Raw genomic sequence first — 24,119 nt, forward strand, 5'->3', positions numbered from 1 at the left:
GGCGCGAAAATCGCGGATGAAATCATAGGAACCACCGCCGACAAGGTCGAAATCTCCGGCCTGCACGATCGCCTTCAGCGCGCTCATCTCCTCGGGTCCGAAGGTCAGTGGCCGCGCCGCTCCCATCTTGACGCCGGTCCAGCCATTTTCGTTGTGCGAGGCGGTGACCATGGCCACCGATTGGGTTTCCAGCGCGAACTGGGCGAAATAGGCCATCGGCGACAGCGCCAGGCCGATATCCCTCACCCGTGCGCCAGCGGCCATCAATCCGGACACCAGCGCCAGCTTGATCGACAGCGAATAGGAACGGAAATCATGCCCGGTGACGATGTCGGGGCCGGCTCCGAGACGGCGGATCAGCGTGCCAAGCCCCATGCCGAGCGCCTGGACACCGATCAAGTTGAGCTCCGGCGGCACAGCCGAACCGGGGTGGCCAAACCACCAGCGCGCGTCATATTCGCGGAAGCCGGACGGCTTTATCAGCGCCGCGGTTTCGAATTCGAAGCTGTTGGGCAAGGCCTCGCCGACGATCCTGGGGGTCAAGACTGGAAAACTCCAAATGGCTGGAACACAAATTATCGAGGGTCGTGGCTACCATAGGCTTCAAGCCGTGTTTACCCCTAAAACGCGTGGCGTTTGAGGTGATACGTCTTGCCTTGTTTTCAGGTGGGGTATCAGGAGGGCGCCGAAATCGGGATGCGCCAATACGTTGTTTTTTCTGGTCGGAGTGGCAGGATTTGAACCTGCGACCCCCTCGTCCCGAACGAGGTGCGCTACCAGGCTGCGCTACACTCCGTGACCAGACCGCGGGCTTATAGCCGCCACGCCTCGTTCCTGCAAGCGGCAATGGCAGCACTTCTGTCGCATTTCATCTGCTTTGGCCGCGGACGGCGCGGACACCAGGGTTTCCCAAGTATCGTGGCCGAGACGCAGCCTCGTCCAGGCCATTGACGATGTGATCGCCCGTCCATCAACCCAGCCGTCCTCATCCAGCCCTGAAACCGGAACCAAAGCGGACCACCAGCGGTTATCCAAGGAAGGGCTAATCAAGGCAATGGAGAAATTGCAATGAAAACAATGGCCATGTGCGCTTTGGCGCTTTGCATCGGATTGCCGGCGGTGGCTTCGGCAGCCGAGGCCGACGTCGTTATCAGGACCCACCATCGACACCACAACAACGTCAAGATCATCAACGAGTACGGCCAGCGCCTGCATCATCGCCGCCACGGTACAGTTGCGTTCTACGACCACGGCCGCCGGCATCATCGTCGGGACACCGTGATTGTCACGGGCTCCGTCTCGACCTACCGTCACCATCACCGTCACCCCGTAGTGATCGACAACGGCGGATACTGATCACCGTCCGCCTGACCCGGCTCGCCGATCGAGCCGGGCCAGCCAGACGCCCTACAGCGACGTCCCGCGCACAAAGCTCGACCGACGGCTCTCATGCGGCGCCACGCCGCAAAAGCCGTCATTCAACTTTGAAACCTGCAGAATCCGACTTGCTGCCCCCAATGTACCGCGGGTTGCGGCGCCCACCAGAAATCGAGGGTTCGCTCGCCACATCACTCATCACATGAGAGCGGCGAGCGAACCCTATCGGCGCAGGAAGGGACGTGGCTGCGCCAATTGCAAAATCTGGCCGGTTCTCACCCGTGGCCGATTCTCCCCCTTGGCCGGTTCTCCTGGGTGTTCAGCCGAGGGCTATTCCGATAGCCATCAAGGTAATGGCCGCGGCGAAGACCGGTGCGAGCAACCAACGCGCCTGGCCAACACTCTTTTCCATCAGCTTCCTCCCACGATCTTGCAGCGGACAACGGCGGCAAACAGCTGCTGTTCCGCGCGGCGTCCCCGGCAAGACCATTGCCCTTTGCGATCAGACCTAGGTCCGGCACCCCATCCGACCGAAGCCCAACTTGGAACGGTTGTACACGATCCTAATTTGGTTGATTGGGCGGGAAGACAGTCGAATAAAGCGGAAATGAAGAGCATGTCGAATCGTGAGACCGCAAGATCCCATGCCTTAAGCACACGCGTGCATGACCTCAGGACCAAGATGCAGAAGGCTCGGATCACCGAGGACGAAATGAAGACCTTCCAAAGGGTCGCGGCCGTGATGGAGGACGGCCAGGGCCAAATCGATGGCGACGATCTGATCGCCGCATCCTTCGTTGCCGACACGGTGCTGGACAAAAACGCGCCCTGAGTGACCATGCCGACAATTAGCAGACTTTTTGATTCCCATGCCGAAGCAGCCAGGGTCACAGGCGCCTTGGTGGCAGCCGGAGTTCCCCGCGTACAGATTGCCGTCATCGGGCCTTACCATGACGAAGTCGGAGTCTTGAAGACACCCTCGGTCCTGCTTGGCGCCGTCGCTGGGGCGGCGGCCTGCCTGGGCGCTGTCGCAGTCCTAGGCATCAATCCTCTGCCTGCCGGACTGCCGGCAGCGGCGTTGATCGGCGCGACCTGCGGCGGCGGTGCCGGCGCACTGCTCAGGACGTTCGTTACGACCACCGTCGAGCCGGATGATCGGAGCGTCGCCGAGGGGATCGTTCTGGTGACGGCCCATGTCGATGAAAACGAGACCGACGTCGCCCAGGCAGTGCTCGGCGGTGGAGCCTCCGGAACCGGATACGTCGCCAAAGCAGCATGAACACGGACTGCGTGCTCGACAGCAGGCGCAAAACTTTGACGAAATGGGCATCGACCCTAGGTAGCCGATGGTATGAGGGGCCGGTAGACGGCGAGCCGGATGCGGACATGAATTTGATTTCAAAGGAAAAGCCGGCACCGGTTGTTTTGATTGCACTGCTTCTCGTGGCCGGCTTCCTCTTGGCCGGTTGCTCATCGATCGGCAGGACGGTGGACGCGGCGAAATACGACAAAATGAGCTGCCCCGAACTCAACAGCGCACTTGGCGAAAACGCCCGCGAAATCTCGCAGATCGCGATCACGCGCGGCAAGGTCGCCAACACCAGCGTGCCGCGCTGGCTGCTGGGTGGTTCGCGAGTGAAGACGGCGGTCGCAAACCGCGAGACGGCGAGGATCGACCAATTGAAGCAACGGCACGATGCCATTGTCGCCGCGCGGGCGCGCAGGTGCCAGAGGTCGGCGAGCTGAGCAAACAGGCGCCGCCCCGACGACTGTCTTCACCTGAAGCGACGTTTCAGGCGCTCAACCGGAACCGCGTGACATCGATTGCCGCATTCATCAGCGTTTGCGTGTAGGCAGCCTGCGGATTGCTGAAGATCGCCTCGGTCGGCCCTTCCTCGACGATCTTGCCCTGCTTCATGACGATGATGTAGTCGGCCATGGCGCGCACCACGGCAAGGTCGTGGCTGATGAACAGGTAGGACAGTTCGTGGTCGGCCTGCAGCTTGCGCAACAGTTCGACGATTTGTTTTTGCACCGAGCGGTCGAGCGCCGAGGTCGGCTCGTCGAGCACGACCATCTTGGGTTTCAGGATCATGGCGCGGGCAATGGCGATGCGCTGCCGTTGCCCACCGGAGAATTCATGCGGGTAGCGATTGCGCGCGTTTGGATCGAGGCCGACTTCGCGCAGGGCTTCGACCGCGCGCTGGTCGCGCTGCTTGCCCGAAAGATCAGGCTCATGCACCAGCAGCCCTTCGGTGATGACCTGGCCGACGGTCATGCGCGGCGACAGCGAGCCGAACGGATCCTGGAAGACCAGTTGCATCTGGCGTCGCAGCGGCCGCATCGCCTGCCGGTCGGCGGTGGAGATGTCGCGATCGCCGAAACGAATGAGCCCGTCGCTCGGCAACAGCCGCAGCAAAGCGCGGCCGAGTGTGGATTTTCCCGAGCCGGATTCGCCGACAATGCCGATTGTCTGGTTGCGCTGCAGCCGTATCGAAATGTCGTCGACGGCGCGCAGCATCAACGGTTCGCCGGCGAGGAAGCCGCCGCCGATCCTGAACGTGACTTCGACATTCCTGCCTTCGAGCACCACGGGCGCCTTGGCGGGCGGTGGCGCCTTGGTTCCGGTCGGCTCGGCCGCCAGCAGCATCTTGGTATAGGCATGCTGCGGGTCGACAAAGATCGCTTCCGCCTCCCCCTCTTCGACGACCTCGCCCCGGCGCATGACATAGACCCGGTCGGCGAAGCGCCGGACGATGCCGAGATCGTGAGTGATGAAGACGATCGCCATGCTGAGCTTGCGCTGCAATTCGGCCAGAAGCATCAGGATCTGCGCCTGGATGGTCACGTCGAGCGCCGTCGTCGGCTCGTCGGCGATCAGGATGTCGGGGTCGTTGGCGAGCGCCATGGCGATCATCACGCGCTGGCGCTGGCCGCCGGACATTTCGTGCGGATAGGATTTCATCCGCCGCTCCGGATCCGGAATATGCACCAGCCGCAGCAGCTTGAGCGCCTCCTCATGCGCCTCGGCGGCATTCAATCCGCGATGCCGGCGGATCGGTTCGATCAGCTGGTTGCCGATCGAATAAAGCGGATCGAGCGAGGTCATCGGCTCCTGGAAGATCATGCTGATCTTGCGGCCGCGGACCTTGTTCAGCTCGGACTTGCTCAGTGCCAGGAGGTTGCGGCCGCGATAGTCGACACTGCCCGATGCTTCGCCGTTGGAGGCCAGCAGGCTCATCGCCGCCATCATCGTCTGGCTCTTGCCGGAGCCGGATTCGCCGACCACGGCAACGGTTTCGCCCGCATTGACGTGGATGTTGATGCCCTTCACCGCTTCGACGGCGCCGTCGAGCGTGCGGAAGCGGACGCGCAGGTCCTTGACGCTGAGGATGGTTTCGGCAGCAGCCATGTCAACGGTCCCCATCTATCGATCTCTTGGGTCGAGCGCGTCGCGCAGGCCGTCGCCGACGAAATTCAGGGCGAACAGCGTCGAGACGAGGAAGAAGGCGGGAAACAAGAGCAGCCAGTTGGCCGTGCCGATGTTCTTGGCGCCGACCGAGATCAGCACGCCCCAGCTGGTCATCGGCTCCTGGATGCCAAGCCCCAGGAACGACAGGAAGCTCTCCAGGATGATGACCTGCGGCACCAGCAGCGTCATATAGATCACAACGGGGCCAAGCAGGTTGGGGATGACATGGCGCAGCAGGATGCCGCGCTGGCCGACGCCCATGGCTTCGGCCGCCTGGACATATTCCTGGCGACGGATCGACAGCGCCTGGCCACGCACGATGCGCGCCATGTCGAGCCACAGCACCGCGCCGACCGCCAGGAACATCAGCACGAAGTTGCGGCCGAAGAACACCACCAGCATGATGACGAAGAAGATGAACGGCAAGGAATAGAGCACGTCGACGATGCGCATCATCACTTCGTCCACCTTGCCGCCGGCGAAGCCGGCCGTGGCCCCGTAGATCACCCCGATCACCACCGCCACGACACCGGCAAGCAGGCCGATGGCTAGCGATATCCGCCCGGCCATCAGTGTGCGCGAGAGAAGATCGCGCCCGGTGTTGTCGGTGCCGAACAGGAAATACTGCTGCTTGACCGACGTGCTCATCGTCACTTCGAGGCCGTCGGGCGACTTGCTCTCGATCTTGGTGTTGTCGAAGGCGTCGGACCGGTCGAGGTAGCGGATGTTGCGATCGTCGATCGGCTTCGTCGAGGTGACGGTGACCGTGACCCGCTCGCCCTCCTGCTTCCATTCCTTGATGTCGACCCGCATGCGCTTGATCGCGTCATCGAGGGCCGTCTCGATCATATCGGCCTTGGGATAGGCGGTGAAGCTCGGCGGCGTGCGCACATAGTCGGCATAGATGGTCGTGTACTGGTGCGGCACGAACCAAGGGCCGAACACGCTGATGATCGCGACAAAGGCCAGGTAATAAAGGCTGAACATGGCGGCGCGATTGGCCTTGAGACGCGCCCAGGCGTCGCCCCAGAGCGAGCGGCCGACGATGACGGGGGCCGTGGCTGCGATATCAGTCATAGCGCACCCTCGGGTCGACGACCGCGTACATGACGTCGACGATCAGGTTGAAGACGATGGTGAAGATGGCAATCACCACCACCGTTCCCATCACCAGCGTGTAGTCGCGGTTGAGGGCGGCATCGACGAAATAGCGGCCGACGCCTGGAATGGAAAAGATCGTCTCGACGATGACCGAACCGGTCAACAGCGCCGCCGCCGCCGGGCCGGTGAACGAGACGATCGGCAAGATGGCGCCGCGCAGCGCGTGCTTGACCACCACCGACCAGTCGGAGAGGCCGAGGGCACGTGCGGTGCGGATATGATGGGAGCGCAGCGATTCGATCATCGAGCCGCGCATCAGGCGGGCAACGATGGCGATCTGCGGCAAGGCGAGGGTGAGCACCGGGCCGATCTTGTTGATGAAGGCGCCATCGCCCCACCCGCCGATCGGCAACAGCTTCCAGGTCAGCCCGAACAGAAGCTGGATCACTGGCGCGATGACGAAGGTCGGGATGGTGCTGCCGGCGGTCGCCAGCGCAATCACCGCGTAATCGCCAAGCTTGTTCTGGTTGAGCGCGGCGACGGTGCCGAGAACACTGCCGAGCAGCAGCGCCAGGATCAGCGCCGAGGCGCCGAGCTGGATGGAAATGGGCAGGCCCTTGGCAAACAGTTCGGTGACGGTAAAATCCGGCATGTTGTAGCTCGGGCCGAAATTGCCGCGCAGGAGATTGCCGAGATAGTGGACATATTGCAGCCAGAGCGGGTCGTTGAGGCCGAATTGGGCTTCAAGGTTGGCCTTGATCTCGGGGCTCAGCCCGCGCTCCTGGTTGAATGGGCCGCCCGGCGCGACGCGCATCAGGAAGAACGCCATCGTCACGATGACGAACAGCGTCGGAATGGCGGTCAAAAGCCGCCGGAATACGTATCGCAGCATCGGTGCCCCGCTTGATCCGGAACTCGCGCGTCCAGTCGGACGATTGCGCTCCAGCCTTCAATCTTCGCACCGGATTCCCCGAAAATCGATTCCGCTTTCCGGACCGATGCGATGGCAAACCAGCCCCGCCGCGCGCTCGAGTGCGCGGCGGGGCTCGCCAGGATCAGTCCTTGCTGACGAAGCGCGAGGGATGCACATCCATCACGTTGTCGACGAAGCCATGCAGCTTCGAGGAAACGATGTCGTGGTAGCTGTAGTAGAGAAGCGGAATCTGGCCGACATCGTCGACCAGGATGCGCTCGGCCTCGGAGAGCTCCTTCATGCGCTCTTCGGGCTTGCCGCCAGCAGCCGCGGCCTTGTCCATGGCCGCCTCGTAGGCTGGGCTGTCGTAGTTCGAGTAGTTGTTGCCGCTCGCCTTGCGCGAGATGCCGAGGAAGGTTTCGGGATCCTTGTAGTCGGCGATCCAGGCGGCACGGGCCACGTCATAGTCGCCCTTCTGCTCGAGGAAGGAATAGTGGGTCTTGGTGTCGGTGTTGAGCAAGGTGACGTCGACGCCGAGCGGCTTCAGCTGTTCCTGGATGGCGACCGCGGTGTTCTTGTGGTTCTCCGAGGTGTTGTAGCGGATTTCCATCTTCAGCGGATGTTCCGGCGTGTAGCCGAGCTTCTCGAGGATTTTCTTGGCTGCGTCCTCGCGGTCGATCTGCGGCATGTCGGCATATTTGGCCACTGCCGGCGTATAGCCCTCGATGCCCGGAGGCACCATCGAATAGCCAGGCAGCATCGAATTCTGCCAGACTTTTTCGGCCAGGAAGTCGCGGTCGATCGCCATCGAGATGGCGTTGCGCAGCTCGGGATTGTTCCAAGGCGCCTTGTCGGTCTTGATCGCATAATAGTAGGTGCCGAGATATGGCCCGACGTGGATCTGGTCGCCGAACTTGGTCTTGAGATCGGCGAGCTGTTCGGTCGGCAGGTCGTCATAGCTGTCGAGTTCGCCGGCCTCGAAGCGCTTCATCGCCGATGAGCGGTCTTCGGTCGGGATGTAGTTGACCACGTCGAACTTGACGGTCGCGGCGTCCCAGAATTTCGGATTCTTGACCAGTTTCATGTGGTCGTTGGGAACCCATTCGGCCAGCGTATAGGCGCCGTTCGAGACCAGATTGCCGGGCTTGATCCAATCGGCGCCGAGCTTTTCGATGGAGGCCTTGCTGACCGGATAGGTCGCCTGGTGGGTCAGCATCTCCAGGAAGTAAGGCGTCGGCGCCTTCAGCGTCACCTCCAGGGTGTTGGCGTCGATCGCCTTGACGCCCATGTCCTCAGGTTTGCCCTTCTTGGTATTGACGTCCTCCGCACCCTTTACCGGATAAAGCATCGAGGCGTATTCGGCGCCCGTCGCCGGGTCTTCCAGCCGATGGAACGCGTAGACGAAGTCGTCCGCCGTCACCGGGCTGCCGTCCGACCACATGCCGTCCTTGCGCAGCTTGAAGGTGTAGACGGTGCCGTCGTCCGATACCGTCCAGCTCTCGGCGGCGCCTGGAATGAGGTTCGCCTTCTCGTCCTGCATGACGAGGCCCTGGAACAGGTCGCGCAGGACATTGGCTTCGTAAACCGTCGAAGTCTTGTGCGGGTCGACGGATTCTGATTCTGCAGCAGTGCCTCGGTTGTAGACAATTTCGGCGAAGGCCGGCGTGTAGAAAGCGCCGGCGGTCACTGCCATGGTCGTGGCGAAAACCGTCGCCTTCAGCATGTTTTTCAGCATGAAGTTTCTCCCTGTCGGCGCTGCCGTCGGCGCGCCTCTAAGTGTTGACGCCCCGGAGCCGATGGCTGGCCCCTTCGAGCGCGCCGCCGGTTCCCCCCGGCAGCTGGTGGCAGGAGACTAGACAGGAGGTAAGCTCTTTTCAACCGAGTACTGATTGACCCTAAGTCAATCCCTAGGATCGAAGAAGCAACGGCTAATTTAGAGCGCCTTTTTCAATCGCATGCACCCCCTGATTGCACCGAGGGTTTTCGCTTTCTGCATGCGAACTTTGGCATGCTGGCACCATGGCTCAGAACCTCATTTCCAAAGTCCGAAGGCGTGCGTTCCGAGCGGACACTTCGGGAACTTCAGCGGTCGAGTTCGCTCTGTTGTCACCGCTGTTCATCCTCCTCTTGCTCGGAATGGTTGCATACGGCATCTATTTCGGAGCTGCCAGCTCTATTCAGCAGATTGCGGCCGACGCCGCCCGGACGGCCATCGCCGGATTGAACCAGACCGAGCGCCAGACGCTCGTGGCCGCATTCCTCACCAACAATGCCGGCGGATACCCCTTCGTGGACGCCAGCAAACTGTCCTACCAGGCCAATGACAGCGTGGCCGACGGCAGCCAGTTCGTGGTGTCCGTCTCGTACGATGCGCGCAACCTGCCGATCTGGAATCTCTTCCCGGGCATAGCGATGCCCGGGACCACGATCAAACGCCAGTCGACGATCAGGGTCGGGGGGATCTGAAAATGCCGATGCGGGCAGGCAAGGGCATCGGCCGGCTTGCACGGTCGATGGTGGGAGACAGCAAGGCGAACTTCGCCGTGATGACGGCACTGATCGCTCCGGTCGCGTTGGCGCTGGCGGCGGTGGCGATCGACGAGGCCTCGATCTACACCGAGCGCCGGGAAGCCCAGGCGATGGTCGACCTTGCGGCGATCACCGCGGCCTCGAACATCAACAATGTCAACACCGCAGTCGTCACCACGCTCACCGACAACGGCATGCCCGGCGTCGTCGTTCAAGCTTCCGGCCAGACCATTGCCCCGGCCATCGGCAAGACGGTGGTGACGGTCACGCAAGGCCGATATGCCTCATCGACCGCCACTGTCACCCAGCGCTTCCAGGCGGGGGTGACCCCCTACAATGCAGTGCGTGTCACGCTGGCGAAAATCCCCGCCCGCTATTTCGCGAGCTCGCTCATCCCCACACCGGTGATCGGCACCCAAGCCACGGCCAGCATGACGCCGCAGGCGACATTCTCGGTCGGGTCGAGGCTGCTCGGCGTCAATGGCGGCATCCTCAACGCGCTTCTGAGCGGACTTCTCGGCGGCAACATCTCGCTCAGCGTCATGGACTATAACGGGCTGATCTCGGCCGATGTCAGCGTGCTTTCCTTCATCAGTGCGCTCGCCACACAATTGAACGTGACCGGCGGTACCTATTCGAACGTCTTGGCCTCGAAGGCGACTGTGGGCCAGATCGCCACCGCAATGGCCAGTGTCCCCGGTCTCGGCAACACGGCAAAGATCGCCCTGCAGAGCATTGCATCCAAGTCGACGAGCACGGTCAAGATCCCGCTCAGCAGTCTTGTCGACCTTGGTTCCGTCGGCAGCCTGGGGCTCGGGCAACAGCCGTCCGGCCTTGGCGTGGACGCAAGCGCGATTGGAATGCTGACCGCCGCCGCAGTGCTCGCGAACGGCACCAACCAGGCTGACATCGATCTCGGCGCCACCATCCCGGGATTGCTCTCCACCAAGCTCAGCATCGCCATTGGCGAGCCGGCGCAATCCTCGCCATGGCTCGCGGTCGGCGGCATCGGTACTGTCGTTCGAACGGCCCAGACGCGCATCAAACTGACGGCGTCCGTCGGTGTCGGCACACCAGGTCTCGGCGGCGGCATCAGCCTGCTGGCCGTCAACCTGCCGCTCAATGTCGAAGTCGCCTATGCCGAAGCCAAGCTGACCGACATCACTTGTCCGACAGGACCGTCCAGCATCAATGTTTCCATTGCCGCACACCCCGGTATTGCCCAGCTTGACCTGGCCAACAGCAACAATCCCTCCGGCTTCGCGGATTTCAGCCAGCCACAGACCTTCACCGACGCCGAGATCGCGAATGTGAGCTTCAAGCTCCTGCTGATCAACATCCCGCTGATCAAGGTGATGGGTTCGGCCGCAACCGCGATCACCAACAACAGCCCGCAAACCTTGACGTTCAACGCGACCGACATCGCCAACAAGACGATCAAAACCGTTTCGACGCGAAATATCTCGCAGTCGCTGACCACGTCGCTGGTCAACAACCTGTCGCTTTCGGTCAATGCGCTTGGTCTCGGCATCGATCTGACCGCGCTGCTTGGAACGGTGAAGCCGGCGGTGGTGACCCTGCTTAACACTGTCACGGCGCCGGTCGACGACCTGCTTTACAATGTGCTGTCAGCGCTGGGTGTCGGCGTCGGCCAGGCCGACGTGCGTGTCACCGGCGCGATCTGCGGACGCGCGGTGCTCGTTCAGTAAGCGGATCGCTTGGCCCAAAAAAGACCGCCAATCAGTCGAGCCGACCGAGGAAGCGACCGAGAGATGGCAGCGAGAGCGCTTCTCCCTCGACTGCGGCAGTGCCATCCAAGACAGTGGCGACCGCACCAATGTCCGGCGGCAGCGGCCAATTTGTCGCCTCCCCGGCGAAGTTGAAGACACAGAGCAGCCTCTCCCCGCCTGCTTCGCGGATGAAGGCGAGCACGTCACCCTCGGCGTCGAGAAAGCGGATTGAACCGTTGACCAGCGCCGGATGCCGTTTGCGCAAGGCGAGCGCCGAGCGATAGGCTGACAGCACCGATTGCTCGTCGCTGTTCTGCACATCGACCGCGCGGGCGCGATGGCTCGCCGGCACCGGCAGCCAGGGCCTGCCGGTGGAGAAGCCGGCATTGTTGGCGCCAGCCTCCCAGACCATCGGCGTGCGGCAGCCATCCCTGCCCTTCACACCTGGCCAGAAACGGATGCCGACGGGATCGCGCAAATCCTCATAGGCAAGCACGGCCTCCTCCAGGCCGAGTTCCTCGCCCTGGTAGAGGCAGATCGAGCCGCGCAGGCAGGCGAGCAGCATGATCGAGAATCTGGCCACCGCATCGGGATCGCCGTCCGGCGGCGTCCAGCGGCTGACGTGGCGCACCACGTCATGGTTGGAGAAGGCCCAGCAGACCCAGCCATCGGCCACCGCATTTTCAAAGGCCGCGACGCAGCCGCGCACATGCGCCGCTGAAAACTGCGGACCGAGCAAATCGAACGTGTAGCACATCTGCAGCATGTCGCCGCCGGAGGTGTAGGCGGCGAGCGTCTGCAAGGAACGGCCTTCATCGCCGATCTCGCCGACCGCGGCGCGGTCCTCATACTCGTCCAGCAGCGCCCGGAAACGCCTGAGGAAGGCAAGGTTTTCCGGTTGCGTCTTGTCGAACAGATGCTCCTGGTAAAGATAGGTGTTGGTCTCGCCGTTGGTGCCGGCGACGCTCGACGCCAAAGGCGGATTGCTGCGCAGCCAGCGGTCGTGGACATAGTAATTGACCGTGTCGAGCCGGAAACCATCGACCCCACGCTCCAGCCAGAACCGCACGGTGTCCAGAAGCGCGTCCTGGACCTCCGGGTTATGGAAATTCAGGTCAGGCTGCGAGGCGAGGAAATTGTGCATGTAATATTGCCGGCGGGTCGAATCCCATTCCCAGGCCGGGCCACCGAAGACGGACAGCCAGTTGTTGGGTGCGTTGCCATCGGGTTTCGTGTCGGCCCAGACGTACCAGTCGGCCTTGGGATTGTCGCGGCTTGAACGGCTTTCGATGAACCATTCATGCTTGTCGGAAGAATGCGACAGCACCTGGTCGATGATGATCCTCAGACCCAGCCGATGCGCCTCGGCGACCAGCGCGTCAAAATCCTCCAGTGTGCCGAACATCGGATCGACGGCACGATAATCCGAGACGTCGTAGCCCATATCGGCCATCGGCGACTTGAAGAAGGGTGACAGCCAGACGGCGTCGACGCCAAGCGAGGCGATGTGCGCCAGCCTTGCCGTGATGCCCCTGAGATCGCCGCTGCCGTCGCCTGTCGTGTCCTGGAAGGAGCGGGGATAGACTTGATAGATGACGCAGCCGCGCCACCATTCTGCGCCCTGCCCGGAATTGTTGTCGGCCATCACGAACCCTTCCCGCTACGGGCCGCTCCGGCCCGGCGCGAACCAATTTTTTCCGCATCGGATTGCCCGAAAACCGGTTGCCACTTTTCGATCCGATGCTCTGTCATGAAACTGACGCTGCGGCCCGGCAGCGGGCGTGCAAGGTCGATCGCCTGCGTTTCGATCGCCGAGTGCCACCGGAACCCTTCCCGTACGGGAAGAGTGAAGACGCATTGGCGGCGATCGCCGTTGACCATGACGGCAAGGCGGCCGCCCCCGGCATCGCCCAGCAGCATGACGAGGCGATGCCGGGCGGGATCATTCCAGTCCGCCTCGGCAAGTGGCGCGCCGGTTTCGGCCAGCCAGGCGACGTCGGGGATGCCTGAAGATTCGGCCACCTCACCCGTCAGCAAATGCGTCTCCGACAAGGCAGGAACGGCGCGGCGAAGTACTGCAAGCGCCGAGGTGTATCGCTCCAGCGCCTGGTCGCGGCCTGCCCAGGCGAGCCAGGTGATCGCGTTGTCCTGCGCGTAGGCGTTGTTGTTGCCCTTCTGTGTGCGGCCGAATTCGTCGCCAGCGGTCAGCATGATCGTTCCGCGCGAGGCGAAAAGCGTCGCAAGCAGCGCGCACTGGTCGTCGAAGCGCGCCTTGGCGATCGCCGCGTCGTCCGTCTCGCCCTCGGCGCCGTTGTTCCAGGACAAATTGTCGTTGTGGCCATCGCGGTTCTGCTCGCCATTGGCCGCGTTATGCTTGCGCTCATAGGCAACGATATCGGCCAGCGTCATGCCGTCATGGGCGGCGATGAAATTGACGCTGCGGCTCGCCGGCTGGCCGCCCTTGCCGAAAATATCGGACGAGCCGGCAAGCCGCGTCGCCAGCGCACCGACCATGCCGGCATCGCCGCGCCAGAAGCGTCTGGCGTCGTCGCGGTAGCGATCGTTCCACTCAAGGAAAGGCGGCCGGAAATTGCCGAGCTGATAGCCGTCGGGGCCGATGTCCCAGGGTTCGGCGATCAACACGCGATCGGCAAGGACGAGATCGCCGGCGATCGCCCCGAGCAACGGCGCGGCCGCATCGAACGCGCCGTCGACGCGGCCCAGCACCGGCGCCAGATCGAAGCGGAAACCGTCGACGCCGGCATGGCGGACGAAATGGCGAAGCGTGTCGAGCACCATTTCCCGCACCACCGGACGGTCGCAGGCGACCGTGTTTCCGGTGCCGGTGTCGTTGACCAGCCTGCCATCCGGCTGGTGCCGGTAGTAGGCTTGATTGTCGAGGCCGCGCAGCGACAGGATCGGTCCCAGCCGATCGCTTTCACCCGTATGATTGAAGACGAGGTCGAGGATGGTGCCTATACCCGCATCACGCAGCACCGCGACCGCGTCGCGCAATTCCGCCAGGCCGCCGGGCGCGAGGCGCGGGTCGAGCGTCATGAAGGTGACGGGATTGTAGCCCCAGGCATTGCTCAACCCCAGCGGCGGCAGATGCCGCTCGTCGATCGACGCCGTCACTGGCATCAGTTCGATAGCGGAGACGCCGAGCTTTTTGAGATGCTCGATGATGACGGGATGAGCAAGTGCCGCGATCGTACCGCGCTGCTCTTCCGGAATGTCCGGATGCAGCTTGGTGAACGAGCGAACGTTCAGTTCATAGATCAAGCCACCGGGCGAGAAGACAGGCGCCCGGGCCGGCATCGGCTTGGGCAGCGCGAGCGCCACGGCCTTAGGCATCAATGACGCAGTGTCGGCACCTTCGTTGCGCCGCGCGGCAAGCCGCCAGTGATAGGCATAGGGGCGGTCGATTTCGACGGCATAGGGATCGGTCAACAGCTTGTCGGGGTCGAACCACCTCCCTTGCTCGGGCGCATAATCGCCGTCGGCGCGAAAGCCGTAGCGCGTGCCGGCGGCGAGGCCTGGCACGAAGAGTGCGTGGACGCCCTCGCCTTCCGGCTGGAGTTCAAGCCGGTCGGTCTCGTGGTAGCCGGCACGATCAAAGATCGACACCCAGAGGCGACGGGCCGACGACGACCAGACGGCGAAGCGGATGCCGTCGCTGGTGACGGCGGCGCCGAGCTGGGTCATGCAGGCTCCCCCTTCTCCCACAGAGGAGGAAGGAAAACGGGCAGCGCCACCCTCAAGTAATCACGCTCGGCTTGTTGCGGCCGGTGTGGCTCTTGATGCCGGCTATGTCGTCAGCCGCCGCGATCAGGTCGGCGAGCGCTTCCTGCGTGTCGAGATCGTGCCTCGCCTTGTCCGGCTCGTAGCGCTCGATATAGACGCGCAAGGTCGCGCCCGAGGTCCCGGTGCCGGAGAGCCGGAAGACGACGCGCGAGCCGCCTTCGAACAGCACCCTGATGCCCTGATGCTCGCTGGTAGAGCCGTCTACCGGATCGTGATAGGCGAAGTCGTCGGCATTGGCGATCTTCAGGCCACGCACGCTGGTGCCGGGCAGCGAACCGAGCTTTGCGCGCAATTCGTCGACCAACGCGTTGGCACGGTCGCTCTCGACTTCCTCATAGTCGTGGCGCGAATAGTAGTTGCGCCCATAGGCCGCCCAGTGTTCGGTGACCACCTGCTTGCAGCTTTCGCCGCGCGCGGCGAGGATGTTGAGCCACAACAGCACCGCCCACAGGCCGTCCTTTTCGCGGACGTGGTTAGAGCCGGTGCCGGCGCTCTCCTCGCCGCAGATCGTCGCCATGCCGGCATCCAGCAGATTGCCGAAGAACTTCCAGCCGGTCGGCGTCTCGTAGATGCCGATGCCGAGTTTTTCGGCGACGCGGTCGGCGGCACCGCTGGTCGGCATCGAGCGGGCGATGCCCTTGAGCCCGTCCTTGTATCCGGGCGCCAGGCGGGCATTGGCGGCGAGCATCGCCACCGAATCCGACGGGGTGACGAAAATGCCCTTGCCGATGATCAAATTGCGGTCGCCGTCGCCGTCGGAAGCGGCACCGAAATCCGGTGCGTCGGCACCCATCATCTCGTCATAGAGGTGCTTGGCATGGACCAGGTTCGGGTCCGGATGATGGCCGCCGAAATCGGGCAGCGGCTTGAAGTTGCGGCAGGTGCCGTTCGGAGCGCCGAGCCGGTTTTCAAGGATTTCCTTGGCGTACGGGCCGGTCACCGCGTGCATGGCGTCGAAGCGCATGCGGAAGCCTGATTTGAACAGTTTGCGCAACGCATCGAAGTCGAACAGGCTTTCCATGAGTTCGGCATAGTCGGCGACCGGATCGATGATCTCGACCGTCATGCCGTCGGCCTTGACCGTGCCTATCGTGTCGATGTCGATCGGGTCGATATCGGCGGTCTTGAAGCTCGAAATCGCCTTGGTCTTGGCGAAGATCGCATCGGTCAGTTTTTCAGGCGCCGGGCCGCCATTGCCGGCATTGTACTTGATGCCGAAATCCTCGTGCGGACCGCCGGGATTGTGGCTGGCCGACAGGATGATGCCGCCGAAAGTCTTGTATTTGCGGATGACATGCGAGGCGGCGGGCGTCGACAGGATACCGCCCTGCCCGACCATCACCTTGCCGAAGCCGTTGGCGGCTGCCATGGCGATGGCCTTCTGGATGACCTCGCGGTTGTAGAAGCGGCCGTCGCCGCCAATCACCAAGGTCTTGTCCTTGAACCCGTCGAGCGCATCGAAGATCGACTGGATGAAATTCTCGGCATAGTGCTCCTGCTGGAAGACGGGCACCTTCTTGCGCAGGCCCGACGTGCCGGGCTTCTGGTCTAGATAGGGTTTGGTGGGGACGGTACGGATCATGCTTCAGGCAACCCTTTTCGAAAGCAGCGAGCGATAGAGTTCAATGTATTTTTCCGCGCTCTTGTCCCACGACACATCGGCCTTCATGCCCTGGCGCTGCAGCGACTTCCAGATCGCCGGATCGGCATGTGCGTCGACGAGACGGCGCATGGCGTGCAGCAAGGCGCCGCCATTGTTGGGAGCGAACTGGAAGCCGGTGGCGACGCCGGCCGACACGGCGGCCTCGTTGGCATCGATGACCGTGTCCGCCAGGCCGCCGGTGCGGGCGACCACCGGCACGCAGCCATAGCGCAGGCCATAAAGCTGCGTCAGCCCGCAGGGTTCGAAGCGCGAGGGAATGACGATGGCGTCGCAGCCGCCCTGCATGATGTGGGACAGCGCCTCGTCATAGCCGACGACGACGCCGATACGGCCACGGTGGCGTGCGGCGGCGGCGAGCAGCGCACCTTCGAGGCCGGCATCGCCCGAGCCCAGTATGGCCAGGCGCGCCCCGGTCGCAACGATGCCGTCGACCGCCGTTGCCAAGATATCCATGCCCTTTTGCCAGGTCAGGCGGCTGACGACGCAGACGATCGGGCTGCCGTCGGGCTCCAGGCTGAAGCGCGCCTCGACCGCCGCCCGGTTGGGCGCACGCGCATCGAGTGTTCCGGCGGTGTAGTTCGACACAAGATGCTTGTCGGTTTCCGGATCCCAGATGCCGATGTCGATGCCGTTGACGATGCCATAGAGATCGCTGGAGCGCATGTTGATCAGGCCATCGAGGCCCATGCCGAATTCCGGCGAGCGGATTTCCTGCGCATAGGTCGGGCTGACCGTGGTGATCGCCCAGGCGGCCTGCAGGCCGGCCTTGAGGAAGCCGACGCCGCCATAATATTCGACGCCATCGAGCGCCATAGCCGCCGCCGGCAAGCCAAGCTCGCCGAAGATGCCGGCGCCGAACTGGCCCTGGAAGGCGAGGTTGTGGACGGTCATCATCGACGGCACGCCGACCGCCTTGCCGTAGCGCATATAGGCCAGCGTCATCGCCGACTGCCAGTCATGGGCGTGGACGATATCGGGTTGGTAGCCGGAGATGGCGCCACCAGCGATGTCGCCGCCAACCTGGCTCAATGCCGCGAAGCGCCGCCAATTGTCCGGCCAGTCGCCACCGCTGGCATCGCCATAGGGGCCGCCGGGGCGATCGAACAAATGCGGCGCGTCGAGCACGAACAGTTCGAGGCCGGCAAGCTGGACGGAATGGACGGAGGCCTTGCCGCCTTGCAACAAAGGGTATTGCAGGACAGCCTTCTTTTTCTTGAAGGCGGCCATCACGCTCGGAAAGCCCGGCATGAGCGTGCGCATGCTCACGCCCTTGGCCGCCAGCGCGATGGGAAGCGCCCCGGTCACGTCGGCAAGTCCGCCGGTCTTGATCAGCGGGAAGATCTCTGGCGTGACCGACAGAACCTGCATGCGTTTATGGTCCGATTTTGTGTCTACAGCTTCAGCTTGTCGATCATGTCCTGCGTGACCAGGCAGATGCCTTTTTCCGAGACCCGAAAACGCTTGGCGTCGAGAGCTGGGTCTTCGCCCACCACCAGCCCTTCCGGTATCCTAACACCATGGTCGATGACCACGCGCTTCAACTTTGCGTTCCGGCCGACATGAACGTCGGGCAGCATGACGACTTCCTCCAGCGTCGAATAGGAATTGATGCGCGCGCCGGTGAAGATCAGGCTTCTTTTCAGCGAGGCGCCGGAGACGATGCAGTCGCCCGAGACCAGCGAGGACACGGCCGAGCCGCGGCGGCCGTCCTCGTCATGCACGAACTTTGCCGGCGGCTTCAACTCGGCATAGGTCCAGATCGGCCAGTCGCGGTCGTAGAGGTCGAGTTCGGGCGTCACGTCGGTCAGATCGATATTGGCTTCCCAATAGGCATCCACCGTGCCGACATCGCGCCAGTAGGCCTCGTTCTCGGCGGTCGAGCGCACGCAGGACTTGGCGAAGCGGTGGGCGATCGCCTTGCCGTGCTGGACGATATAGGGGATGATGTCCTTGCCGAAGTCGCGGCTCGAGCCGGGCTCGGCGGCGTCGCGGCGCAGTTGTTCCATCAGGAACTTGGTCTTGAACACGTAGATGCCCATCGAGGCCAGGGCAAACTCGGGCTTGTCGGGAATGCCGGGCGGGTCGGCGGGCTTTTCGACGAAGGCGATGATGTTGTCCTTGGCATCGACATGCATGACGCCGAACCCGGTCGCTTCCATGCGCGGCACTTCAAGGCAGCCGACGGTGACATCGGCGCCGGCGTCGACATGCTGGCGCAGCATCAGCTCATAGTCCATCTTGTAGATGTGGTCGCCGGCGAGGATGACCATGTATTCGGGGCCATAGGCCTCGATGATGTCGATGTTTTGGTAGACGGCGTCGGCCGTGCCTTCATACCACTGCGTTTCCGACACGCGCTGGCTGGCCGGCAGGATGTCGAAGCTTTCGTTTCGTTCGGGCCGCAGGAAGTTCCAGCCGCGCTGCAAATGGCGGATCAGCGAATGCGCCTTGTACTGGGTGGCGACGCCAAGGCGACGGATGCCGGAATTGAGCGCGTTGGAGAGCGCGAAATCGATGATGCGCGTCTTGCCGCCGAAATAGACGGCCGGCTTGGCGCGCCGGTCGGTCAGTTCCTTGAGGCGGCTGCCGCGGCCGCCAGCCAATACGTAGGCCATGGCATCGCGCGCCAGCGGCTGGGTCCGTTTCAAGTCTGCCATTTCTACCCTCCCAAGTTACTCAGTCTCGCCCTGTTGCCCAGCCTTGACGGGCTCAGTCGGCTACGAGTTCAAGCATGATCGTCGACAGCGGCGGCAAGAGCATCGTTGCCGAGATGCTTTTGCCCTCCGCCCTCGCCTCGACAAGGCCGCCATTGCCCATGCCGGAGCCGCCATATTCGGACGCGTCGGTGTTGATGATCTCGCGCCACTTGCCGGCCTTCGGCAACGGCACGCGATAATTGTCGCGCGGCACCGGCGTGAAATTGGAGATGACGGCCACCGGGCTGCCGCCCGGCGCGTTGCGTACCCAGGCAAAAACCGAATTCTGGCTGTCATCGACGATCAGCCAGGAAAAGCCTTCCGGCTCGCAGTCACGGCCGTGCAGTGCCGGGCGCGAACGGTAGAGATAGTTGAGATCGCGCACCGTCTGCCAGACGCCGCGATGCGGCCGGAAATCGAGCAGGTTCCAGTCCAGAGCGCGCGCCTCGCTCCATTCGCGGCGCTGCGCGAATTCCTGTCCCATGAACAAGAGCTTCTTGCCGGGATAACCCCACATGAAGCCGTAATAGGCACGCAAGGTCGCGAATTTCTGCCAGTCGTCGCCGGCCATCTTGCCGAGCAGCGTGCCTTTGCCGTGCACAACCTCGTCATGCGAGAGCGGCAGCACGAAATTCTCCGAGAAGGCATAGGTCAAGCCGAAGGTCAGGTCGTTGTGATGATGCTTGCGGAAGATCGGCTCCTTGGCGAAATACTCCAGCGTGTCATGCATGAAGCCCATGTTCCACTTGAAGCCGAAGCCAAGCCCGCCTTCATGCACGGGCGCCGAGACCTTCGGCCATGAGGTCGATTCCTCGGCGATGGTCATGACGCCTGGATGGTGGCCGTAGACCTCCTTGTTCATCTTCTGCAGGAAGGAGACCGCTTCCAGGTTTTCGCGGCCACCCTTCTCGTTGGGGATCCACTCGCCCTGCTTGCGTGAATAGTCGAGGTAGAGCATCGAGGCGACCGCATCGACGCGCAGCCCGTCGACATGGTATTTTTCGGCCCAGAACAGCGCGTTGTTGACCAGAAACGACACCACCTCGCGGCGGCCGAAATTGTAGATCGCGGTGTTCCAGTCGGGGTGAAACCCCTTGCGCGGATCGGCATGCTCATAGAGCGCGGTGCCGTCAAAATGGACCAGACCGTGCTCGTCGACCGGGAAATGCGCCGGCACCCAGTCGAGGATGACGCCGATGCCGGCACGGTGGGCGCCGTCGACAAAGCGGGCAAAGCCGTCCGGGTCGCCAAAGCGGGCCGATGGCGCGTAGAGGCCGGTCGTCTGGTAGCCCCAGGACGGATCATAGGGATGTTCGGAGATCGGCAGGAACTCGATGTGGGTGAAGCCGGTCTCTACGGCATAGGGGATCAGCCGGTCGGCCAGTTCGTCCCATGACAGGAACGTGCCGTCGTCGCGAAGCTGCCAGGAGCCGGCATGGACTTCGTAGATCGAGATGGCCTCGCGCCGGGGATCAGCGTTGCGCCAGAACGTGCGATGCGCCTCGTCGCCCCAATGATGGGCGGGCGGCACGGCGACGACCGAAGCGGTGGCCGGGCGCAGTTCGGACTTGAAGGCGAAAGGATCGGCCTTCAGCGGCAGCCTGACGCCGTCGGGGCCGATGATCTCGTATTTGTAGGGCCGGCCAGCGCCGATATCGGGAATGAACACCTCCCAGATCCCGGTATCGCGGCGATCGCGCATCGAGTGGCGGCGGCCGTCCCAATCGTTGAAATCGCCGACCACCGAGACGCGCCGGGCATTTGGAGCCCAGACGGCGAAATGCACGCCGGTGGCGCCCTCATGCTCGATGACATGGGCGCCGAGCTTGTCGAACAGCCGGAGATGCGAACCCTCAGCGATATAGTAATCATCCATCGGGCCGAGCACCGGTCCGAACGAATAGGGGTCGGTCAGCCACCAGTCGCCGCCGGCATTGCGCGCGTGGTAGCGCAGCGGCTGGCGCTTCTTGATCGACAGCTTGCCTTCGAAGAAACCGGCATCGTCCCGCCTGGTCAGCTCACCGGCCTCGATGCCGGTCAGCGTGTAGGCGGTGACGAATTCAGCATTCGGAACGAAGCAACGGGCAAACAGACCCTTGCCAACCTCATGGACGCCGAGGACGGCGAACGGATCTCCGTGCGTGCCGGCAACAATCGCCGCAACATCGCTGGCTGGCGCCAGTCCGTCCGGCCCGCTTGTCGCAGCGGTCGCGCGCGGCTTCCTCATCAGGCAGTGTCCCTCCCAGGGCACCAGGTGTTTTGTTTCTGGTGATGCGAACCCACTTTCAACCCGCATCACCGGGACCACATTGCTCGTGGCCTCATGCAATCACATCAGGCAGGCACGTTCCAGATTTCTTTCGCGTATTGACGGATCGTGCGGTCGGACGAGAACCAGCCGACGCGCGCGACGTTGCGGATCGCCTTGGCATACCAGTCCGGGCTGTTGCGCCAGACGGCGTCGACCTCACGCTGGGTGGCGGCGTAGGCGTCGAAATCGGCGGCGACCATGAACCAGTCGCTGTCATAGAGGCCGTTGATGAGGTCGCGGTAGCGGTCGGGATCATCGGGCGAGAAGACGCCCGACGAGACAGCGGCCACGGCCTGCGCCAGTTCCGGCGATGCTTCGATGACGCCGCGTGGATTGTAGCCATTGTTGCGCCGCTCGGCGACTTCGGCGGTGGTGAGGCCGAAGATGAAGATGTTGTCGTCGCCGACGCACTCCTTGATCTCGACATTGGCACCATCGAGCGTGCCGATGGTCAATGCGCCGTTCAGCGCGAACTTCATGTTGCCGGTACCGGACGCTTCCATGCCGGCGGTCGAGATCTGCTCGGACAGGTCGGCGGCGGGCATCATGATTTCGGCCAGGCTGACATTGTAGTTCGGCACGAACACCACTTTCAGCAGGCCGCGAACGGCCGGATCGCGGTTGATGACCCTGGCGACGTCGTTGGCGAGTTTGATGATCAGCTTGGCGTTGTGATAGCTGGGCGCCGCCTTGCCGCCGAAGAATTTCACGCGCGGCATCCAGTCCCGCTCCGGATGCGAGCGGATCTGGTCGTAAAGCGCGACCGCCTCGAGGATGTTCAGGAGCTGGCGCTTGTATTCGTGGATGCGCTTGATCTGGATGTCGAACAGCGCCGACGGGTCGACCTTGATGCCGAGCCGATCGGCGACGAGATTGGCCAGCCGCGCTTTATTCTGTCGCTTGACGGCGGCGAACTTGTCGCGGAAGGCGGCATCGTCGGCGAAGGCATCGAGCCCCTTGATGGCGTCGATGTCATCGAGAAAACGGTCGCCGATCGCCTCGCGGGCGAGCGATGTCAGCCCGGGATTGCACTGGATCAGCCAGCGCCGCGGCGTGATGCCGTTGGTCTTGTTGTTGATGCGATCGGGATAGAGCCTGTGCAGATCGGCGAACACCGTTTCCTTCATCAGCTCGGTATGCAGCGCGGAGACGCCGTTGATCGAGTGCGAGCCGACAAAGGCAAGGTTGCCCATGCGCACGCGGCGGTCGCCATTTTCCTGGATCAGCGAAATACGGCTGATCTGCTCGTCCGAGAACTGGTCGGTCGCGCGGGCTTCGAGCAGAACCTGCGCGTTGATGGCGTAGACGATCTGCATGTGGCGCGGCAACAGCCGCTCGAACAGCGGCACCGACCAGCTTTCCAGCGCCTCGGGAAGAAGCGTGTGGTTGGTGTAGCCGAAGGTGCGCTTGGTGATGTCCCAGGCGAGGTCGAAGTCCATGCCGTGGACGTCCATCAACAGCCGCATCAGCTCGGGAACGGCGATTGCCGGATGGGTGTCGTTCAAGTGGATCGCCGCCTTGTCGGGCAGCGACTTCAGGTCGCCATACTGGCTGAGATGGCGCTGGACGATGTCTTGCAGCGAGGCGGTGGAGAAGAAATATTCCTGGCGCAGCCTGAGCTCCTGCCCGGCCATGTGGGAATCGGCCGGATAGAGCACGCGCGACAGCGCGTCTGCCTTGTTGCTTTCGGCCAGCGCGCCGATGTGATCGCCGGCATTGAACTTGTTGAGCAGGATCGGGTCGATCGGCATGCCCGACCAGAGCCGCAGCGTGTTGACACGGTTTGCCCGCCAGCCAACCACCGGCGTGTCGTAGGCGACCGCCAGGACATGTTCGGTCGGCTTCCAGACATGGCGCTCCAGCCGTCCGTCCTTCGAGGTGATGGATTCCACCGAGCCGCCGAAGCCGACCTCGAAGGCGCGTTCGCGGCGCTCGAATTCCCAAGGGTTGCCGTGATCGAGCCAGGTCTCGGGCAGTTCGACCTGCCAGCCGTCGTGGATCTCCTGGCGGAACATGCCGTTGGCATAGCGGATGCCGTAGCCGTGCGCCGGAATGTCGACTGTCGCCATGCTTTCCATGAAGCAGGCGGCGAGCCGGCCAAGGCCGCCATTGCCGAGCGCGGCATCGGGTTCGAGCGCCGCGATGAGATCGAGGTCGACGCCGAGCGACGACAGCGCTTCACGCATATTGTCCATCAGGCCGAGATTGGAAAAGGCGTCGCGCATCAGGCGGCCGATGAGGAACTCCAGTGACAGGTAATAGACACGCTTTTCCTGCTGGTCGTAGGCCTCTTTGGTGGCCTGCATCCAATGATCGACGATGCGGTCGCGCACGACCTTGATCGAGGCGGTCAGCCAATCATATTGCGTCGCGACGGTGGTGTCCTTGCCGACCCTGTATTTGAGGGCCATCAAGACTTCCCTTGCGAGCGTCTTCGGATCAGGATTTTCGAGCAGTGGCGGAAGGGGTTCGGATGTCATCGCGCGCGTCATGCTGCCTCTCGTGCGGTTGCCACGATCATAC

General features: G+C 63.0%; 17 protein-coding genes, 1 tRNA gene and 1 pseudogene. 6 read left to right on the forward strand and 13 right to left on the reverse strand.

Annotated elements, in window-relative coordinates; all coding sequences use genetic code 11:
* Together FJ978_RS23135 and FJ978_RS23140 are read right to left on the reverse strand one after the other, a co-directional pair.
* Positions 1-543: pseudogene (locus FJ978_RS23135) on the reverse strand (phosphomannomutase/phosphoglucomutase); the annotation flags it as partial.
* Positions 544-719: 176 nt separating this feature from the next.
* Positions 720-796 (reverse strand) — tRNA-Pro (locus FJ978_RS23140).
* A 272-nt stretch (positions 797-1,068) separates the two neighbouring features.
* Here FJ978_RS23140 and FJ978_RS23145 point away from each other — a divergent pair.
* The 4 genes from FJ978_RS23145 (at position 1,069) to FJ978_RS23160 (ending at position 3,123) form a co-directional block, all read left to right on the forward strand.
* Positions 1,069-1,356 (forward strand): hypothetical protein, encoded by a 288-nt coding sequence (locus FJ978_RS23145; RefSeq protein ID WP_013896490.1) that lies wholly within the window; start codon positions 1,069-1,071, stop codon positions 1,354-1,356.
* Positions 1,357-1,993: 637 nt separating this feature from the next.
* Positions 1,994-2,209: a hypothetical protein gene (locus FJ978_RS23150; RefSeq protein WP_140574310.1), complete on the forward strand. Its 216-nt coding sequence runs from the start codon at positions 1,994-1,996 to the stop codon at positions 2,207-2,209.
* Between the two features lie 135 nt (positions 2,210-2,344).
* Positions 2,345-2,656: a hypothetical protein gene (locus FJ978_RS23155; protein WP_246678188.1), complete on the forward strand. Its 312-nt coding sequence runs from the start codon at positions 2,345-2,347 to the stop codon at positions 2,654-2,656.
* Between the two features lie 107 nt (positions 2,657-2,763).
* The gene (locus FJ978_RS23160; protein WP_140574489.1) at positions 2,764-3,123 is read left to right on the forward strand and encodes a hypothetical protein; all 360 of its coding nucleotides are present in this window, start codon (positions 2,764-2,766) and stop codon (positions 3,121-3,123) included.
* A 46-nt stretch (positions 3,124-3,169) separates the two neighbouring features.
* Here FJ978_RS23160 and FJ978_RS23165 read toward each other — a convergent pair whose 3' ends face one another.
* From FJ978_RS23165 to FJ978_RS23180, 4 genes are all read right to left on the reverse strand, one after another.
* Entirely contained in the window at positions 3,170-4,789 is a 1,620-nt protein-coding gene (locus FJ978_RS23165; protein ID WP_140574312.1) for an ABC transporter ATP-binding protein, read from the reverse strand.
* Between the two features lie 15 nt (positions 4,790-4,804).
* The gene (locus tag FJ978_RS23170; RefSeq protein ID WP_140574314.1) at positions 4,805-5,926 is read right to left on the reverse strand and encodes an ABC transporter permease subunit; all 1,122 of its coding nucleotides are present in this window, start codon (positions 5,924-5,926) and stop codon (positions 4,805-4,807) included.
* Complete coding sequence (locus FJ978_RS23175; protein ID WP_013896497.1) at positions 5,919-6,842, reverse strand: ABC transporter permease subunit; 924 nt, start codon at positions 6,840-6,842, stop codon at positions 5,919-5,921. The genes FJ978_RS23170 and FJ978_RS23175 overlap by 8 nt, the downstream gene beginning before the upstream one ends.
* A gap of 163 nt (positions 6,843-7,005) precedes the next feature.
* Positions 7,006-8,598, reverse strand: a complete 1,593-nt coding sequence (locus FJ978_RS23180) for a peptide ABC transporter substrate-binding protein (protein ID WP_013896498.1) — start codon at positions 8,596-8,598, stop codon at positions 7,006-7,008.
* Positions 8,599-8,882: 284 nt separating this feature from the next.
* On the opposite strand from FJ978_RS23180, the gene FJ978_RS23185 reads away from it, so the two are divergent.
* Positions 8,883-9,329: a TadE/TadG family type IV pilus assembly protein gene (locus FJ978_RS23185; RefSeq protein WP_140574316.1), complete on the forward strand. Its 447-nt coding sequence runs from the start codon at positions 8,883-8,885 to the stop codon at positions 9,327-9,329.
* 2 nt (positions 9,330-9,331) lie between these two features.
* Entirely contained in the window at positions 9,332-11,101 is a 1,770-nt protein-coding gene (locus FJ978_RS23190) for a TadG family pilus assembly protein (protein WP_140574318.1), read from the forward strand.
* Positions 11,102-11,132: 31 nt separating this feature from the next.
* Here FJ978_RS23190 and FJ978_RS23195 read toward each other — a convergent pair whose 3' ends face one another.
* From FJ978_RS23195 to FJ978_RS23225, 7 genes are all read right to left on the reverse strand, one after another.
* Positions 11,133-12,767, reverse strand: a complete 1,635-nt coding sequence (locus tag FJ978_RS23195; RefSeq protein WP_140574320.1) for an alpha-glucosidase family protein — start codon at positions 12,765-12,767, stop codon at positions 11,133-11,135.
* The gene (gene glgX / locus FJ978_RS23200) at positions 12,767-14,827 is read right to left on the reverse strand and encodes a glycogen debranching protein GlgX (protein ID WP_140574322.1); all 2,061 of its coding nucleotides are present in this window, start codon (positions 14,825-14,827) and stop codon (positions 12,767-12,769) included. The genes FJ978_RS23195 and glgX overlap by 1 nt, the downstream gene beginning before the upstream one ends.
* 52 nt (positions 14,828-14,879) lie before the next feature.
* Complete coding sequence (locus tag FJ978_RS23205) at positions 14,880-16,508, reverse strand: alpha-D-glucose phosphate-specific phosphoglucomutase (RefSeq protein WP_013896503.1); 1,629 nt, start codon at positions 16,506-16,508, stop codon at positions 14,880-14,882.
* Positions 16,509-16,511: 3 nt separating this feature from the next.
* On the reverse strand, positions 16,512-17,957 hold the full coding sequence (gene glgA, locus FJ978_RS23210; protein WP_013896504.1) for a glycogen synthase GlgA: 1,446 nt from the start codon (positions 17,955-17,957) through the stop codon (positions 16,512-16,514).
* A 23-nt stretch (positions 17,958-17,980) separates the two neighbouring features.
* Positions 17,981-19,246, reverse strand: coding sequence for a glucose-1-phosphate adenylyltransferase (glgC, locus tag FJ978_RS23215; protein WP_013896505.1), 1,266 nt, complete (start codon positions 19,244-19,246; stop codon positions 17,981-17,983).
* A gap of 52 nt (positions 19,247-19,298) precedes the next feature.
* Positions 19,299-21,512 carry a 1,4-alpha-glucan branching protein GlgB gene (gene glgB, locus FJ978_RS23220; protein WP_013896506.1) on the reverse strand — a complete coding sequence of 738 codons (2,214 nt, stop codon included), beginning with the start codon at positions 21,510-21,512 and terminating at the stop codon, positions 19,299-19,301.
* A gap of 107 nt (positions 21,513-21,619) precedes the next feature.
* The gene (locus FJ978_RS23225; RefSeq protein WP_013896507.1) at positions 21,620-24,088 is read right to left on the reverse strand and encodes a glycogen/starch/alpha-glucan phosphorylase; all 2,469 of its coding nucleotides are present in this window, start codon (positions 24,086-24,088) and stop codon (positions 21,620-21,622) included.
* Positions 24,089-24,119: the final 31 nt, after the last annotated feature.

The sequence above is a fragment of the Mesorhizobium sp. B1-1-7 genome, from assembly GCF_006442705.1.
In the GTDB taxonomy this organism is placed as follows: Bacteria; Pseudomonadota; Alphaproteobacteria; order Rhizobiales; family Rhizobiaceae; genus Mesorhizobium; species Mesorhizobium opportunistum.